Origin of the sequence: Crenothrix sp. (assembly GCF_043729335.1) — a bacterium.
Classification (GTDB): Bacteria; Pseudomonadota; Gammaproteobacteria; order Methylococcales; family Methylomonadaceae; genus Crenothrix.
This window is the reverse complement of record NZ_JAYTLQ010000027.1, coordinates 1-16181: the sequence shown is the minus strand read 5'-3', so window position 1 is coordinate 16181 and position 16181 is coordinate 1. Positions and strand designations below refer to the sequence as shown.

The following is a 16181-nucleotide window of genomic DNA, read 5'->3' as shown; positions in this document are numbered from 1 at the left end:
CCGCTATTGCATATCAGGTAGTCCGTGTATAACTCGTGTTTATTTTTTCCATACGGAAATGATACGCTTATTTGCTGGGGGCTGCGTAACATCAGTTATAAACATGGACGGAACTCCGGGCGCCAATTTTTACTTGGGTGCTCAACAACAAGCCATTGCCACTAAACAAGATGGTTATTCGATCAACCCTGCCAAAACTGGGGCTTACCCAAATTTACCGCAGCCGCAAACCACCTACGCAACTAACCTGACCCCTGGCGTTGCAGACAACCGTTACCCTAGTAATTTGCCTAATGGCCCTTTCCAGCTGACCAATGAATTGGCACCGGTCACGTCTTATTTTGGTGATCCACCGCATCGTTTTTTCCAGATGTGGCAACAAACAGATCAAGGGAAAAATGACTTGGTCACCTGGGTGGCTGAAACAGCGGGCATCGGTAGTGACAACAATTTTCCCGGCGGCCCGGTACCAGGCCATACTTTCCAGGGTGGGGAAGCGATGGGCTTCTTTAATATTAATATCGGCGATGCACCGGTCTTTAAAGATCTGGCTGAAAACTACGCGATGAGCGACAATTATCACCAGTACATCATGGGCGGCACAGGTGCTAACTTTTTAGCAATTGTGACCGCGGATGCCGGCTTTTATACCAAGGATGGCAAGGCCGCCATGCCACCGCTGTCGCAAATAGAAAATCCAAACCCTTTAGATGGCTGGAATAACTATTACACCCACGATGGCTATACGGGTGGTTCTTATGTGGAATGTGCGGATCGTCAGGAACCGGGTGTAGATGCCATCCGCAGTTATCTGGATGATAAAAAAACTTTTAACGACGGCAATTGCGCTCCGGATACTTATTATTTAGTCAACAATTACGGCTTGGCTTACGATGCAGTAGGCAATCTAAATCCGTTTGACCCTGCCGCGACACCCCCGAAAACCATTTTACCGCCCCAGCAAATTCCAACGATTGCTGATGCCTTATCCGCTAAAAATATCTCCTGGAAATATTACAGTGGTGGCCGTAATCCAGATAACACTTTAACCAAAGAGTATTGCAATATTTGCGACCCGCTCACTGGTTTTTCTTCAATTATGACAACCGACCTGAAGAAAAATTTGCAAGGTATGGATGCCTTTGATAAAGATGTTCTGTCGGAAGCCACGTTACCCGCCGTGTCATTTATCCGCCCGTTTGAAAGCCAAGCAGGTCATCCTGCCAATGCTACCTTGCCAGATCACGAGAAGTTTATTATGGATATCGTGAACAAAGTTAAAGCTAATCCTGAGTTATGGGCAAAAACTGCGATTATCATTACCATGGACGAAGGTGGCGGCTACTATGATTCCGGTTATATCCAGCCTATCGACTTTTTTGGTGATGGCCCGCGTATTCCTTTAGTGGTGGTATCGCCTTGGGCTAAGAAGGGTCATATAGATCACAGTTACAGTGACCATGCCTCCATTCTTAAATTTGTTGAGAAAAATTGGCACTTGGCACCTTTATCTAACCGTAGCCGCGACAATCTGCCTAACCCAGTGCATGGTGGACATAAGCATGTTTACATCCCAAAGAACAAACCAGCCATCAGCGATTTAACGACTTTGTTCGATTTTGATAGGAAATGGCATAAATAGAACTGCCATTGATAGGGGGTGATTGACCGTATCCTTATCTGGGACAGCTTTGTTTAATGATTTATTAGGGGAAACCGAGAAATCGATTTCCCCTTTTTGCATTGGCATGTTGTTTCATATTTTGGCTTTTTTTCCTTAACACAATTAGACTTGACGACAATATGTTTGCCCTACAAGTTGATAGCAAGAGAATTTTATGCCCAAAAAAATGTTCGCCGACAGTCAAGATAGTTATAGCGATACCCTCAAACAATTGCTGATAGAAGTTTCTGAATTACGTGATGAAATTGACACCCATTCAGCAGACAGGCTACAGAAATATAAAGACAATTATCGCTCTGGCGTGTTCACCCGAGGAGCACGTAATCTGGCGCATTATCTGGCACTAAGGCAATTTGATTTACGGCATTTGCAGGATCGCTTGGCACAGGTCGGATTATCATCGTTGGGCCGATCTGAAGCATCGGTCATGTCAACACTGGAGGCAGTACTTGACCTGTTAAAACGGGCGACGGATAAGGCCTATCATCCGGGCGACCAAAATCCCAGTGAGTCTGGGTTCAACAGAGGCCAACAATTATTGGACCAACACAGTATCGAATTATTCGGCCCGTTTCATGAAAACAGCAAAGTTCATGTCATGGTGACGCTGGCAACAGACGCTGCCTGGAATTATGAGCTTATTCAGGCTTTACTCGAAAAAGGCATGACTTGCGCACGCATCAATTGTGCTCATGATGACGCTTTGATTTGGCGAAACATGATAAAAAATATTCGCCGTGCGGAAACAGAAACCGGCAAAATCTGCCGTATTTTAATGGATCTGGCTGGTCACAAAATTCGCACAGGCGCTATTGCTTTGGGATCGCCTGTGCATCACATTAAAGTAAAAAAGAATGTTTACGGTAAAACGATTGCCCCTGCGCAACTAATTTTGACGGCACCCACCAATAAAAAATCAGAAAGCGAGCAAGATGCTCCGCCATTATTTAGCGTGTCTATTCCTAAAGCCCTGCACAAACGCTTGAGCCTCCAAAGTCGTCTGGGATTTATAGATGCGCGTTCCAAACAGCGCTACTTACAAGTAGACCAAGCCCTCTCGGCCACCGAGTGGCTGGTGACTTGCAACCAGAATAGCTATCTGATGTCCGAAACTGAATTAACGCTGCTTGAACAGGGGCAAGAGGATACTGAGACGGCAGATAAGTTTACGCTGGGTAAGTTTGCCGGTGAGCCGCTGGAAATACGTCTGTTCAAGAATGATGTCGTGTTGCTGACTGAAAATGATGTCATCGGTTCGCCTGCTGAATATGATGAAAGTGGCGCGCTGTTAAAACCCGCGCAAATTGGCTGTACACTGTCTTCATTTAGCAAAAAATTAAAGTGTGGTCAGCAGGTGTGGATTGATGACGGCAAGCTCGGTGCGGTTGTCGAGGCAATTTCTGACGCGGGTGTTTTACTGCGAGTCACCCAGACAAGGAGCAATGGGGTGCGCATACAAAGCGACAAGGGTATCAATTTTCCTGATACCGAACTGGGTCTGCCGCCCTTGAGTGAAAAAGATTTGACCGACCTTGATTTTGCCTGTACACATGCCGATTTGATTGGCTTTTCTTTTATTGAAACCCTGGCGGACATGGAATATTTGATAGCGGAGCTGGCAAAACGCAATGCATCCGAATTCCCCATTATTGCCAAAATAGAAACCAATCTTGCTGTTAAAAATTTGCCTGATATTATTCTCGGCACCATAGGTCGGCATAGTCTGGGTATCATGATTGCGCGGGGTGATTTAGCGGTTGAATTGGGTAGTGCAAGACTTGCCGAAATTCAGGAAGAATTACTGTGGTTATGTGAAGCCGCGCATGTGCCGGTTATCTGGGCGACTCAAGTCCTGGAGTCCATCGCCAAAAAAGGTGTCCGCTCACGGCCTGAGTTTACCGATGCGGCGATGGCCGTTCGGGCGGAATGTGTCATGCTGAATAAAGGCCCCTACATTCTCGATGCCATAGAAGCTTTGGTTAATGTCATGGTTAGAATGCAGGAGCATCAACGGAAAAAATTCTCCCGCCTACGGGCGTTGCATTGGTAAGCACTCGTCTATAGGCTCGGCTGTGTGAGATGCCGATCCCCTCATTCAATTCCTGGGTAGCTTTTACATGTACGTAATATTTTGAGCCAGCGACGCAGTCGTAGCGCACAGACAGCTGAAACTAATTATATTGAATTAACTAGCTAGTAACCTCGCACTTGAGCAGTTCTAAGTTTACATCCCTGTTAGATCAGTGTATTGTGTAAAGTCATCCACGAACAACAGATGTTGGTGGATGTTGATTAATTTTTTTAATATTTAAGGAGATGTTGCTATGTCTATAAAATATGGAAAAAAACAGGTAATTCGCCCCCTCCCCCCCCCCCCCCGAGATTCAAAAAACACCAAGCCCCTGAGTCTTTTAACGGGGAGAATTAAAATGCCATTAGCAGCCCTAAAAGTCATCGGGCCGATTTCAACACTTGTCACTTCAGTACGTGTGCAAGGACAATTGGCCGGAACCCACGTTTCAATTATTTCTCTTTTCGATAACCAGGTAAAAGCAAGCGGTATAGCCACGGACAGCGATCAACGCTTTAGCCTGTTGCCGAACGTAACACTGAATAACCAGGACACTTTAGTTGCAAGCCAAACCATTGGGGATGATACCAGCGAGCTGTCCGATTGTTTGGCAGTTACTGTACAGCAAGCACCTCAAATGGCATCAAATATCGGCTATGTAAAAATTGATACCGAACTGTGCGAAGGTGAACAGCATCTTTGGGTTAGCAAATGCATTCCGGGAGCCATAGTGGAAGTTTTTTTTAATGGCAAGATTCAGGGTCGCGGTATGTCAGAGGAAGGGGTTGTGCGGCTGAGGTTGGCGACTAAGCTGCAAAAAGATGCGCCGGTTTCCGCTTACCAAATGGTGAACGATGTAGGCACAGGGCCTAAATCGATAATCATGCCGCAATCGTTGCCGTTTTACCGCCACATTATTCAAATAACACGTTATTCATCTAAGCAATCATTTGGTTAATTAAGCTTTTGTTAATAAGTTTAGCTACCCCACTTAAGACGGGACAGTTTGAAAAAAGCCGTTCGTGATGAGCTTGTCGAACCCTGAACAACTAACCCTTCGACAAGCTCGCGAACGGATGTCTTAAATGGGCAGCCATAAGTTTCGACAAGCTGTGCTTGAAAAATAATGCATAACAACAATTAAAATTAATAAGGAAGATCTCGATGACTATAACAAAACCCCCATCAAAAAAAACACCCGCCAAAACATCAGACACTGAGCAACCTAAAAAAGTGAAAGCAGTCAGTAAGAAAACGCCAGGAGCAGCCTCTTTATCAAAATCAAGTGCAGCCTCTGAGCCGCCAGCAAACGTTGAGACAGTGGAAGTCGATGCAAAAAAATATAAGAAAGACACAAAAAACGCCAAAGTAAAAATCATCCGCGATAGTTTTCCTTTTCCAGAACAGGATTACGCAATACTGACAGAACTCAAGAATGCCTTTATGGCAGATGGAATTGCTGTTAAAAGAGGGGAAATTCTTCGTGCCGGATTACATCTGTTGACAACATTAAACGTATTTGAACTTCAACAAGTTGTCGGGCAAGTTGAAAGAATCGAAAAAATTAAAAAAAGTCGGCTGAGTTCTTCAGGAAATGACGGTTCGGGCGTTGCCGATTAGTAATCCGTTTATATATGAAAACTGGGGATGACCGTCAGAAAATACGATTGCTTTCTCTGGACAAATAAACTAGAAAAACTCGGAATAGTGTTGATAATTGGGAGCCACCGAATTCGATCCTGCTGGCGATCTTGAACGTGTTATCCAAGATGCGCGATCAGATTTCCCCCTGATCCTGGTCATGGCCATGCTTGTAGTTTAGCCAGGACATAGTGAATGATATGAATAGCCCAAACACAATGACAATGGTTTTTATCGGTATATCAGCCTCTACCATGAGCGCGTAAGCCCCCAGCATCAACAGGATGCTGGTGTTTTCATTGAAGTTCTGCAAAGCAATGGATTGTCCAGAACCCATCAGAAGATGCCCTCTGTGTTGTAACATGGCATTCATCGGGATTAAAAAACTACCTGCCAGCGCACCCACCAGTATTAACAAGAGTATGGCCAACTGCCAGTCAGTTATCCATGCCATCATCATAACCACGACGCCCATGGCTATGCCTAAAGGCAATACTTTTACCGCATGTTCCAATGCCACGCTTTTCGCCGCGATAAAAGAACCTGCTGCAAGTCCGATAGCCACTACCGCCGTTAACTGCGTAGCTTGTTGCAAATTAAAATCGAACGAGGCTGCCGCCCAGATGAGAATAATAAAGCGCAAGGTTGTGCCAGCACCCCAAAACAGGGAAGTGACTGCCAAAGAAACCTGGCCTAAAGGATCGCGCCACAACACTTTAAAGCCACGCCAAAAATCATTCCACAGAAAGGCCATATTCTGCTTAGGCCAGGGCTTTTCAATCGGCAGCACAGGAATCAATAAATTGATCAGCGCGGCCACCGTATACAAAATCAGGATGAATAAAATTGCGAACTGAGGCGCTGAATCAATACCAAAACTCCACCAGTGTCCTGTGAGATGTTCAGCAACAAAAATTTGAAAATACGGGCCAATCAATAAGCCACCTATGATGGCGCCAAAAATAATAGCCGCTACCGTCAAACCTTCCATCCAGCCATTCGCCCACACCAGACGGTCAGCAGGCAGATATTCGGTCAAAATACCATACTTGGCGGGGGAATATAACGCGGAACCCGTGCCGACAAAGCCGTAAGCCAGCAAGGGATGCACCCCTAAAAACAAGGCCAGGCAGCCAACAATTTTAATACTGTTGCTGATGAACATCACCTTGCCCTTGGGTATGGAATCCGCATACGGGCCAACAAAAGGCGCCAACACAATAAATGAAAACACAAAAAACTGTTGCAGTACCGGTATTTGCCAAGAGGGTGCAGCAATGTTTTTAAGTAGCTCAATGGCAGCAAACAGCAAGGCGTTATCGGCCAGCGAGGAAAAAAACTGGGCAGCAAGGATGATATAAAAACCGTAATTCATTGGATTAGGCCACTGATTTTAGTCGTGTAGTAAGAAAATAGACGTATGTTATTGTTCGTGTAATGTGGCTTCCAATGATTCATCTAGGGCATCAAAATTCACAGCGGGTTCGGCTTTAAGCCATTTCACCAGTTCCAGTGTGCCATTATTATGTTCGACAATAGCTGTGCAGCTTTCAACAAAATCACCGGTATTGACATATAAAAACCCACCAATATCCTTGATTTCGGCATGATGGATGTGGCCGCAAATCACACCGTCCACGCCTTCATGCCTGAGGGTATTGACAATATTTTCTTCGTAATCTGAAATGAACTGGACAATATTTTTAACCTTGTATTTAACGTAAGCCGCCAGCGAAAATTGCGATTGCGGTATGCCAAACACACGGCGCAGCCACCTTAAATAGCGGTTGATATCGAGCAGAATGTCATAACTTTGGCTGCCTAATTTAGCAATCCACTGATGATAATAAGCGATGGGATCGTATTCATCACCGTGGACTACCAGAAATCGCTTGCCGGCAGCCGTCGTGTGAATATCGGTTTTTTTAACAGTGATGTCACCAAACACATGGTTGTCGTACTCCCGGACATTGTCATCGTGGTTGCCCGGAATATAGATAATTTGGGTGCCATGCCGTGCTTTTCGCAATACTTTTTGGATGACGGTATTGTGGTCGCGTGGCCAGTACATTTTTTTGGACAGCGCCCAAAAATCGATAATGTCACCCACCAAATACAGCTTTTCGCTGTCGTTGAACTTTAAAAAATCCAATAAAACATCGGCCTGACATTGTGTAGACCCCAGGTGTAAATCGGAAATCCAGATGGTTCGATAAAGTGTATTCTTCATGCTATCCCAATTGACAATGAGTTATTGATGTAATCGCCTTTTCATCAAGATGATAAAGTTGATTACTGGCCTTAACTAAGATAACTGGATTCTAGTCTATGAAGATGAAGGTTATGTGACAACGCAACAATAAGCTGCGCTTTATAAATTAGCGAGGTAAGGAGGGATATTTAGTGCCTGACCGAGAAAGCCAAAAACATAAAATTCAGGGGCTAGCTTGGCCACATCTAAACCAGAAAATAGCTGGCTCATCGTGACAGGTGGCTAAAAAATACGTCGTTTCCGCCCATTGGCGAACGGGGCGAATTTTAGGCGCAGCTTGTCCGTGGCTGACAAAAACACCGTCAAAAAAGTTAGGCTGCGGGTCTTTGCTGGCGCTGTCGTATCCGTTCCCGCCCAAGGGTCAGGCGCTCGCGTTCGGCATCGCGCTGGATCTGGCCGATCTTTTGGATGTTCCGCGACACCACGGCCAGGGCTGATGTAGCGCTTGCAGCCGTCGATGCCGCGGTCACGGCAGATGTCCAGGCCGTGCACCTCCAGCGCGTTGATGCCGGACTCGACCGCCGGGTGCTCCTTGCGGGCGGCGACAAAGGGTTCGCTGGCCTCGCGTGCCTCGTCGCTGGCTGACCACTTGCCTTTTTTCGGCAAGGTCACCTGGCCGAGCAAAGCATTGAGGCCTGCCTGGTTGGCCGGACTATGGAAGCCCTTGTCAAAGCTGCAGGCCTTGAACGACGGGAACAGCACCTGCGTTTCCTTGACGATGCTGTGTTCGGCGACAATCATCTTGTCCGGTTTGCCGACAACTATCTTGACTTATGACCGGTGAGCTTTTCAATGTCATGCGAAGCTTGTGCGACTGTATGGGGTGGATGATTCTTAAAGTGCGCCTTAATAGTTTCGGTGTGTGGTTGCAATACACTGGTTGGGCAGTAATGATGGGAGGTACAAAGGGCGGCCAAACCATCTTTGGCATACTCTTGCAAATATCGCGTTACACTGTCCCCGCTCACCCTGGCAATGCGGACAATTTCCTGATGGGACAAGCCCAATGCCTTTAGATAGGCTACGTGTAATTTTTTTTTATCGGGCCAGATGGCTGCTCCATAAACTCCCGATAAATTTGGTCGATTTCTTCTTCTGTAAAGGCTATTTTGAGCATATCCGGGGAGGGTGAAAAATTTAAAAATTATACCAAAAATTTTCCGCAACTCTGATCATTCAAAGTATAACTGGCTATGGGCATTGTGCAGGTTGATAATGCTAAAGTTGATGCTGTGCTATTGAGCTACCCATTTTAATAACACGTCCGCTCGCAAAACGGTTTTGCACTATAACGGCGCAAATTGTACTGGGTGGGGCAATACAGTTGCATAACGCGCCTAGCCTGTTATTTTATTATGCTTTTACTACTATCTATTTTCAATAAATAACCTTGACTTAAGGTCATCATAGTAAGTTATACGCTATATGATAAAAGGCTCCAACCACGGCTTTTTTCCGGGTACAGGAAAAATAAATCTAATATTTTATAATGACTTATTTGAAGCAATAGTGCGAATGAAAAAAATTATTATCAAATATTTAACTGGCTCAAAAATTAACCAAACTCAGGTTTTTGAATTGCCTATTGAACAAATCGTGTTTGGCCGGGGCAGTCAGTGTGATGTCAGGTTAGATGCGGATAAAGATGCCTATGTAAGCACAGCACATTGCAAAATTACCATCGGCCAGGGTAGCCAGTTTTTGTTAACCGATCTTTGTAGCAGCAATGGAACTTTTTTAAATGGAGTATTAATCGGCAGCAAAAATGCCGTTCAGTTGGTCGGTAAGCCCTTGGAAGCCAATGACACCATTCAATTAGGCGGAGAAAGAGGCGTTAGTTTTATTTTTGATGTTGATCCCCGGCCTACACCGAAAACCAAAATTTTCAATGCACCCGCTTCAGAGATTTCAACAGCAGCGGCTAGTAAAGACCAGGGCTTACACAAAAATTATCCGGAACAAATGCCGGCATCCAGCTCAGCTGAAAACCATGGCGTTCTGGCTCCCGTAATTAAAACTGAAAAAGGCATTAAGCACAGCACTAGCAAAAAAATAATCAATATTGCAGCAGCTATTATCAGTTCGGTATTAGCTTTAGGTATTTATTTTTCTTTACCTAAAACGCCTAGGGCTATCCACAAAGCATTTTCCGGCTCTACCGTACTGATAGAAATGAGCTGGAAATTGATGTACAGCCCCATGGGAAAACAAGTTTTTCAAAAAATGGGGTGTTTGGACGAAAAAGCTAAATGTAATAATGAAAAGCTGCCCATGTATATTTATAGTGATGGCTCTGTACAGCCTTTTTTAGATTTTGAAAGTGGCAGACCTATAGGTGGAACGGGTTCAGGCTCAGGTTTTGCAGTGCATGAAGATGGCCACATACTCACCAACCGTCATGTGGTTATGCCCTGGAAAACTAGCCAAAGTGTGGATTTGCCGCTACCTGGCATCTTGATAGTTTGTAATAATCCTGAATGCTCACACCCTAAACAAGTATCATTACCAAATGATCCCACTAATGACTATGTGGCGTTATTAAAAAACTGGATACCTGCGCAATCGAAGACATTTGGTAAAAAATCTTTGCAAAACAACGTTTTTGGAGGTAAGTATGACTATTTGAATGTTGTGTTTCCTAGCACAAATACTAGGATTCCGGCTCATTTGGGAGCAACATCCAGCAATACGGAAGCTGCCTTGATTAAAATCGATTCTACCAAAAAACTGCTGGCGCTTGAAATTGCTACGAATGATCCAGTGGCTGCAGGTGATGCAATCACTGTCATGGGTTATCCTGATATTGCCCAGATTGATATGAGAAAAAATGAAGGTAGTGAATGGTCAACAATTCCTGAGGTGACAGTTACGCCAGGGCAAATAGGAAGGATTCGGGCGGCAACAACAAAATCGGATGCCAATGATGGAGAAAGCGAAATGAGGCAAACTTACCAGTTAACGCTTAATGCGGTAGGGATGGGCAATAACGGCGGGCCGGTGTTTAATGATAAAGGACGAATTATTGGTATCTTTACGACTAAAAAAGTTGATAATGCCGGTGCGTTAATGCCTTTTGCCATACCGATTAAATATGCTCAGGATTTACTGAAGTAAGTAGGGCTTTATTAAATTCACCATGAAGAAATTCTTTAACGGCTGGTTTAAAACCAAACCCCCTCACGGCAGAGCTTTGGCTTCGAGTGCCATTCTAACTCACTATTTTCCTGAAATAGGTCTTTTTTCGGATGTGGGGCTGGAGCGCGTCGATAATCAGGATAGCATCGGTTGTCTGCGCTTTTCGGATAAACGCAATTTTTTAGTGGTGCTTGCAGATGGTATGGGCGGGCATCAAGGCGGCGAGGTAGCTAGCCAAATTGCCGTACATACCGTGCAAAAAAGTTTTCCAGCACCGGATGGCAGCCAGGATTTGATTGAAACCTTGCAGGCCAGTTTTAAAACCGCGAATACGGCTATTTATCAATTATCGCTCAACACACCTGAATTAAGTGGTATGGGGACGACATTGGTAGTGCTGGTGGTCGTTAATGGCCTGGCTTATTATGCCAATACCGGAGACAGCCGCCTGTACTGGTTTAGAAATGGCGACTGTATCCAGTTATCGCGCGACCACACCCGGATAGCTTATATGGTAGAAACAGGTTTAGTGCCAGCCGAGCTTGCCAGCCATCATCCTGACCGGCATCTCCTAACCCGTGCGATTGGGACCAAAATCGATGAAAATATCGAGATTTGCTATAAACCTATACCCATTGAGCTGAGCGATAGTTTTTTGCTGTGCTCGGATGGCTTATATGAGCTGGTTTCTAATGATGAAATGAACTCTGTACTTAACCACTATCCTGCTCAGGAAGCCTGTCAGTATCTGGTTGAATTAGCCAATAATCGTGGGGGTTATGACAATATTTCCGTGATTGTGGTTAAAATCACGCCTAATCGACCGACTATTAATGATGGTCCGATCACGCGAGTTTAGATAAGTAAACAGAACCTTATGGATTATATCGATCATTATAAAATTGTTGCCAAAATTGGCGAAGGTGGCATGGGAGATGTCTATCAGGCATTTGAAGAGGAGTTGCAACGTGAAGTCGCAATCAAGTTTTTAAAACCAGAATCCCATGCCAATGAGGAGCGAGTGCAACGCTTTAAGCAAGAGGCCATTGCACTGGCTAAAATGAACCACACCAATATTGCCACGGTGTACAAATTTGGCCGCTTAAAAGACAATATGTATATTGTCATGGAGTTTGTCAAAGGGGAAACACTAACGGCTGTTCTCAATAGAGAAGGTGCGTTGCCTGTAGCAATGGCCCTGCAGTATACGCTGGACATTTTAGAAGGTTTAAAACATGCTCATGAGTTTAATATCATTCATAGGGATATTAAGCCTGCTAATTTAATTATTACCGAAAAAAATACAGTAAAAATTCTGGATTTTGGCATTGCCAGAATACTCGATACCGCTACTCCATCCTCTAAGACCCGCTATGCCATCGGCACGTCGGACTATATGTCACCAGAGCAAATCAAGGTGGGAAACATAGACGTGCGCTCGGATATTTATTCAGTGGGGGTGGTGTTATACCAGATGTTAACCGGACATCTGCCTTTTATAAAAGAAAGTGACTATGCCTTGCATCAGGCGCATATCAATGAAAAGCCAAAATCACCGCGTATTCTTTCCGATGATATTCCGTTAAAAATTGCCAATCTTGTACTGAAGGCTTTAGAAAAACAACCTGAAAAACGCTTTGCCAATGCAGATGAATTCAGTGCTGCCTTGCAAAAACAGGGGATGTCCTTATCCTCTGATAAAGGGTTTTATCGTATTAAGAAATTTTTTTTTGATTACCCTGCGGTTGTGTTGTTAGGGTTGTTAACGCTCATCGGCGGGGCAACTGTGCTCAATAATACAGCCATACCCTCGGTTGCAAAAACACTAGACAACCACCAAAATTCCCCTACTGCCTTAATGGCCGGCGCTGTTGAGAATCCGCTAGAGACAACCTATACCGAACTACCAGTAAATAAAAACTTTCAACCCAGGCAAGAAGGCCAGCCGGAGCTTGTTCCTGTCCAGCCCCATAAAACGCGCAGCTTAATGCACAAACCAGTAGCAGCGCTTCCGAAGAAAGCCCCCAGTGATACTGTGAAAATAATAAAGCATGCTAAACTGCCTGAGGCTAAATCTGCACGACCAAAATGCCATGAGCCTGCGTGTAATAAAACAGGGAAATTAATTAAGCATCCACGTAAAGTTATTTACCCTTCTAAAAATTCTGGCGAACTAGGTATTGTAAGAGGGGTTCACGATGCTTATTAATATCCAATAATACAAAACCGGGCATGCCTTATGAATAAAGTAGTTATCATGTTAATCCTAAACGCCCTTAGTACCGGCTGCGCTACCAATACGGCCCAATCACCTAAACGACCCGGAATCTACGGGCCGGTAGCTTATGTTGTTGTTGTGTCCGAAGAAAAAATGCTCTCTAAAAACCGATTGTCTCCACAAGCACGGCAAGAGCTAATTACGGCTAAAGCGCAAGCCGATAAAGAAGGCGGCGCTATTCATGTTATCTGCCCTGAAAGCTCAACGCAGGAGGTTATGAGCGAGATGAATAAACTGGGCATAATTTATGACAGGGACATTCGGTTACATAACGGTTATTTAATTATTTTTCCCAAAAAAAACTCGCTGTAAACATTAGCCGAGTTATACGTCCTTATAGAAAATCTGTTTCAGCCCCAGCGTCCCCCGTCCCTGAGTTTATAAAAAAACTGGTTGGTATGTGAAAAATTACCTTGCATTCATGATCTGTAGCGGTAGAATTTTTCCACTGCTTGCCTGTTTTTAAAATCCAGATAAAGTAGCAAAATGTTGAATTACAATGATTAAGTCTGCTTTCCTGGGAACCAAATGCAAGGCTAAAGCAATCGTTTTTATTGGGGTACGTTACCTCAGAGTCATTATCCTATTCAACACATGAAGCTTCCCTTAAAAGATACCAATGGCGTTAAGGCCTGCTATTATGGAGTAATTACAATGATATCTAAAAGACTAGTCCTGAGTATTCTGGGACTTATGAGCGTTACGACAGTTTACGGTGGTAGCTATGCATCTGACCATAATTACCGTTACACCCACCCTTTACGTTTTCTGGATCAAAAATGGAGCCCGGCGGAACGTGAACGCTTTTATTATACGCCGCAAGGTTCCTACCTGATTCCCTATGCCTGGTTTATTGCCTTGGAGGCAGCGAACGACCGCTGGCTTTTTAAAGATAAGCACAACATCGATCGTTACGGCTATCTGGTTGATGAGCCTTATTCCTCTGCCAATCCGGACGGGCTACCGGTCGGGTTTGCCAAAGAGCCAGTGAAAAACGGCGAGCCCTGGGTAGGCTATACCTGTGCTGCTTGCCATACCAACACTATTAGTCATAACGGTCAAAATGTTCGCATTGACGGCGCACCAACGCTAGCTGATTTCAGAGCCTTTAACAACGGTCTGATCGCCGCGCTGGAATCGACATTAAACAGTAAAGACCGCTTTGACCGCTTTGCCCGCAAAGTGACCGGAAAAGAGTCTGCCAAAACTGAACAGGCGGCTCTGCGGCAACAGGTATCCGATCATACCAGCTGGCTCAAGGGCTTTGCAGAACGAGGCAAGCCCAGCCATGCGTTTGGTGCAGGCCGGGTTGATGCGTTTGGTGTAATTATGAACGAAGTATTCGGTCCGGACCTTGGCCAGACAAAGGACAATGTTCGGGTACCCAGCGCTCCGGTAAATTACCCTTTCTTGTGGGGAACGCCTCAGCACGATTTTGTGCAATGGACCGGCTCGGCCTCCAATCCATTCGGGCGTAACGTGGGTGAAGTGCTGGGTGCCTTTGGCTGCGTCAACTTGACTACCACGTCCTGCGAAAACCTGGTTAAACTGGGAGTAATGTCGCAAAAACCAGGCGAGACCACAGCACGGGCACGGGAATTATTTGAGCTGGAAAGGCTGGTGGTCAAGCTTGGCAAACCGCAGTGGCCAAAAGCCCTGTTTGGCGCTGTTGACCAATACAGTGCAGCCCGGGGCGAAGTGCTCTATCGGCAAGGACGCAATGGTGAGGAAAGCTGTGCCCATTGCCACGCGCTACCGGACAATACCGGTCATTATCCATCTACACCAGCGGCAGAAAACAAGTTTGGAGCCACCTTTGTAAAAACCCATATGACACCATTGGGCGATATAGGCACCGATCCTTTAACTGCAAAAAACTTTGCTTTGCGCACCGTAAACCCGGGGGCTGCATTACCGCTCATACCCCCGCAATTTATCAGCCCCGGCGGTACAGTACCGGCACCGGTGATGCTGTCGATTTTGGTGGGTAGTGCCGTACAAAATAGCATCATGCAGGCGCAACCTCCTTTTACAGGACTTGAAAGCGCAGAGCTGATTGGCTACCGCATCAAGGCAGACGGCTCTTCATATATGCCTCCAAACTTACTTGCTTACCGCGCCCGGCATTTGGATGGCATTTGGGCTACCGCCCCCTATTTACATAACGGTTCGGTACCTAGTCTTTATGAACTACTCTTGCCTCCCCATAAACGCAGCACAGTATTTTATGTCGGTAACCGCGAGTTCGATCCACGCAAAGTCGGTTTCAAGTCCGGGTGGGGTAAAAAAGCCTTCCGCTTTGACACCAAGCTTTCAGGTAACCTAAATTCCGGTCATACCTATGGTACAGAACTTAGTGCACAGCAACGGCTAGATCTGCTGGAATTCTTGAAGACACTTTAACCCGACTTTGGCCATTTTAAAATTATAAGAGGGGCATATTTTTAGGATAATTACAGGTTTGATCACAACTTTCACTCCACTGTATGCCTTTGACACTCCCTTATTCAGTGATGTGGCTATACTAAACCGGACACACCCTTTAAAATATTTGAAAAGAGGAGTATCTCGATATGACCCAAGAAAAACCCAAAAACTATACCGCTGAATTCAGGGAGTCAGCCGTAAAGGTTGCTGCTGAATCCGATAAACCGGTTGCGCAGACAGCGAGAGATTTAGGTATCAATGAAAATACCCTACAACCCTTGGATTGGCAAATATACGCGCCCACTGGAGACTAACAAATCTGTGCGTACCGACGATCATTCATATGAAGAGTTAAAACGGTTGAAGAAAGTTGTGCCCGTTTACTAGAGGAGCGTGACCTATTAATACCCACACGGAGCACTAGAAAAGGCAGCGGTGATGTGTCAACACTTTTCCGGACACAAAGTTAAGCCGCTTTAAACTGCCTTTCATAATCGATTGGCGACAAATAATTATTGGTGGAATGCAAGCGCCCCCGGTTGTAAAAGACTTCAATGTATTCGAATATATCCTGTTGGGTGCTGATTTAAACTGATGTGTATATCGGCTATACTGTCCTGAAATATTCCAGCCCCATGACCGAATGAAAGCAGAACTTATAGCACACGATGGC

General features: G+C 45.2%; 13 protein-coding genes and 2 pseudogenes. 10 read left to right on the top strand and 5 right to left on the bottom strand.

All coding sequences use genetic code 11. The annotated features are described in order from the left end of the window. The 4 genes from ACHZC4_RS06805 to ACHZC4_RS06790 all read left to right on the top strand — a co-directional run. The coding region (locus ACHZC4_RS06805; protein ID WP_394753076.1) for an alkaline phosphatase family protein at positions 1-1642 on the top strand (1642 nt) is incomplete at its 5' end. A 196-nt stretch (positions 1643-1838) separates the two neighbouring features. Further along, positions 1839-3734, top strand: coding sequence for a pyruvate kinase (locus tag ACHZC4_RS06800; RefSeq protein WP_394753075.1), 1896 nt, complete (start codon positions 1839-1841; stop codon positions 3732-3734). A gap of 379 nt (positions 3735-4113) precedes the next feature. After that, positions 4114-4713 carry a hypothetical protein gene (locus ACHZC4_RS06795; RefSeq protein ID WP_394753074.1) on the top strand — a complete coding sequence of 200 codons (600 nt, stop codon included), beginning with the start codon at positions 4114-4116 and terminating at the stop codon, positions 4711-4713. A 206-nt stretch (positions 4714-4919) separates the two neighbouring features. Next, entirely contained in the window at positions 4920-5375 is a 456-nt protein-coding gene (locus ACHZC4_RS06790) for a hypothetical protein (RefSeq protein ID WP_394753073.1), read from the top strand. Between the two features lie 157 nt (positions 5376-5532). Here ACHZC4_RS06790 and lplT read toward each other — a convergent pair whose 3' ends face one another. The 4 genes and pseudogenes from lplT to ACHZC4_RS06770 form a co-directional block, all read right to left on the bottom strand. After that, positions 5533-6771 carry a lysophospholipid transporter LplT gene (lplT, locus tag ACHZC4_RS06785; RefSeq protein ID WP_394753072.1) on the bottom strand — a complete coding sequence of 413 codons (1239 nt, stop codon included), beginning with the start codon at positions 6769-6771 and terminating at the stop codon, positions 5533-5535. A 48-nt stretch (positions 6772-6819) separates the two neighbouring features. Further along, positions 6820-7626, bottom strand: coding sequence for a UDP-2,3-diacylglucosamine diphosphatase (locus tag ACHZC4_RS06780; protein WP_394753071.1), 807 nt, complete (start codon positions 7624-7626; stop codon positions 6820-6822). 353 nt (positions 7627-7979) lie between these two features. Then, positions 7980-8391: pseudogene (locus ACHZC4_RS06775) on the bottom strand (ISNCY family transposase); the annotation flags it as partial. A gap of 38 nt (positions 8392-8429) precedes the next feature. Next, positions 8430-8669 carry a hypothetical protein gene (locus ACHZC4_RS06770; protein WP_394753070.1) on the bottom strand — a complete coding sequence of 80 codons (240 nt, stop codon included), beginning with the start codon at positions 8667-8669 and terminating at the stop codon, positions 8430-8432. Positions 8670-9183: 514 nt separating this feature from the next. On the opposite strand from ACHZC4_RS06770, the gene ACHZC4_RS06765 reads away from it, so the two are divergent. The 6 genes from ACHZC4_RS06765 (at position 9184) to ACHZC4_RS06740 (ending at position 15822) form a co-directional block, all read left to right on the top strand. Then, positions 9184-10782 (top strand): trypsin-like peptidase domain-containing protein, encoded by a 1599-nt coding sequence (locus ACHZC4_RS06765; protein WP_394753069.1) that lies wholly within the window; start codon positions 9184-9186, stop codon positions 10780-10782. Positions 10783-10804: 22 nt separating this feature from the next. Further along, positions 10805-11662 (top strand): Stp1/IreP family PP2C-type Ser/Thr phosphatase, encoded by an 858-nt coding sequence (locus tag ACHZC4_RS06760; RefSeq protein ID WP_394753068.1) that lies wholly within the window; start codon positions 10805-10807, stop codon positions 11660-11662. A gap of 18 nt (positions 11663-11680) precedes the next feature. After that, the gene (locus ACHZC4_RS06755) at positions 11681-13012 is read left to right on the top strand and encodes a serine/threonine protein kinase (protein WP_394753067.1); all 1332 of its coding nucleotides are present in this window, start codon (positions 11681-11683) and stop codon (positions 13010-13012) included. Positions 13013-13042: 30 nt separating this feature from the next. Further along, positions 13043-13393, top strand: a complete 351-nt coding sequence (locus ACHZC4_RS06750; protein ID WP_394753066.1) for a hypothetical protein — start codon at positions 13043-13045, stop codon at positions 13391-13393. A gap of 381 nt (positions 13394-13774) precedes the next feature. Further along, the gene (locus ACHZC4_RS06745) at positions 13775-15484 is read left to right on the top strand and encodes a di-heme-cytochrome C peroxidase (RefSeq protein WP_394753065.1); all 1710 of its coding nucleotides are present in this window, start codon (positions 13775-13777) and stop codon (positions 15482-15484) included. Between the two features lie 170 nt (positions 15485-15654). Next, complete coding sequence (locus ACHZC4_RS06740) at positions 15655-15822, top strand: transposase (RefSeq protein ID WP_394753064.1); 168 nt, start codon at positions 15655-15657, stop codon at positions 15820-15822. A gap of 152 nt (positions 15823-15974) precedes the next feature. Here the strand turns inward: ACHZC4_RS06740 and ACHZC4_RS06735 are convergent. Continuing rightward, positions 15975-16076, bottom strand: a pseudogene (locus ACHZC4_RS06735) (IS3 family transposase); the annotation flags it as partial. Positions 16077-16181: the final 105 nt, after the last annotated feature.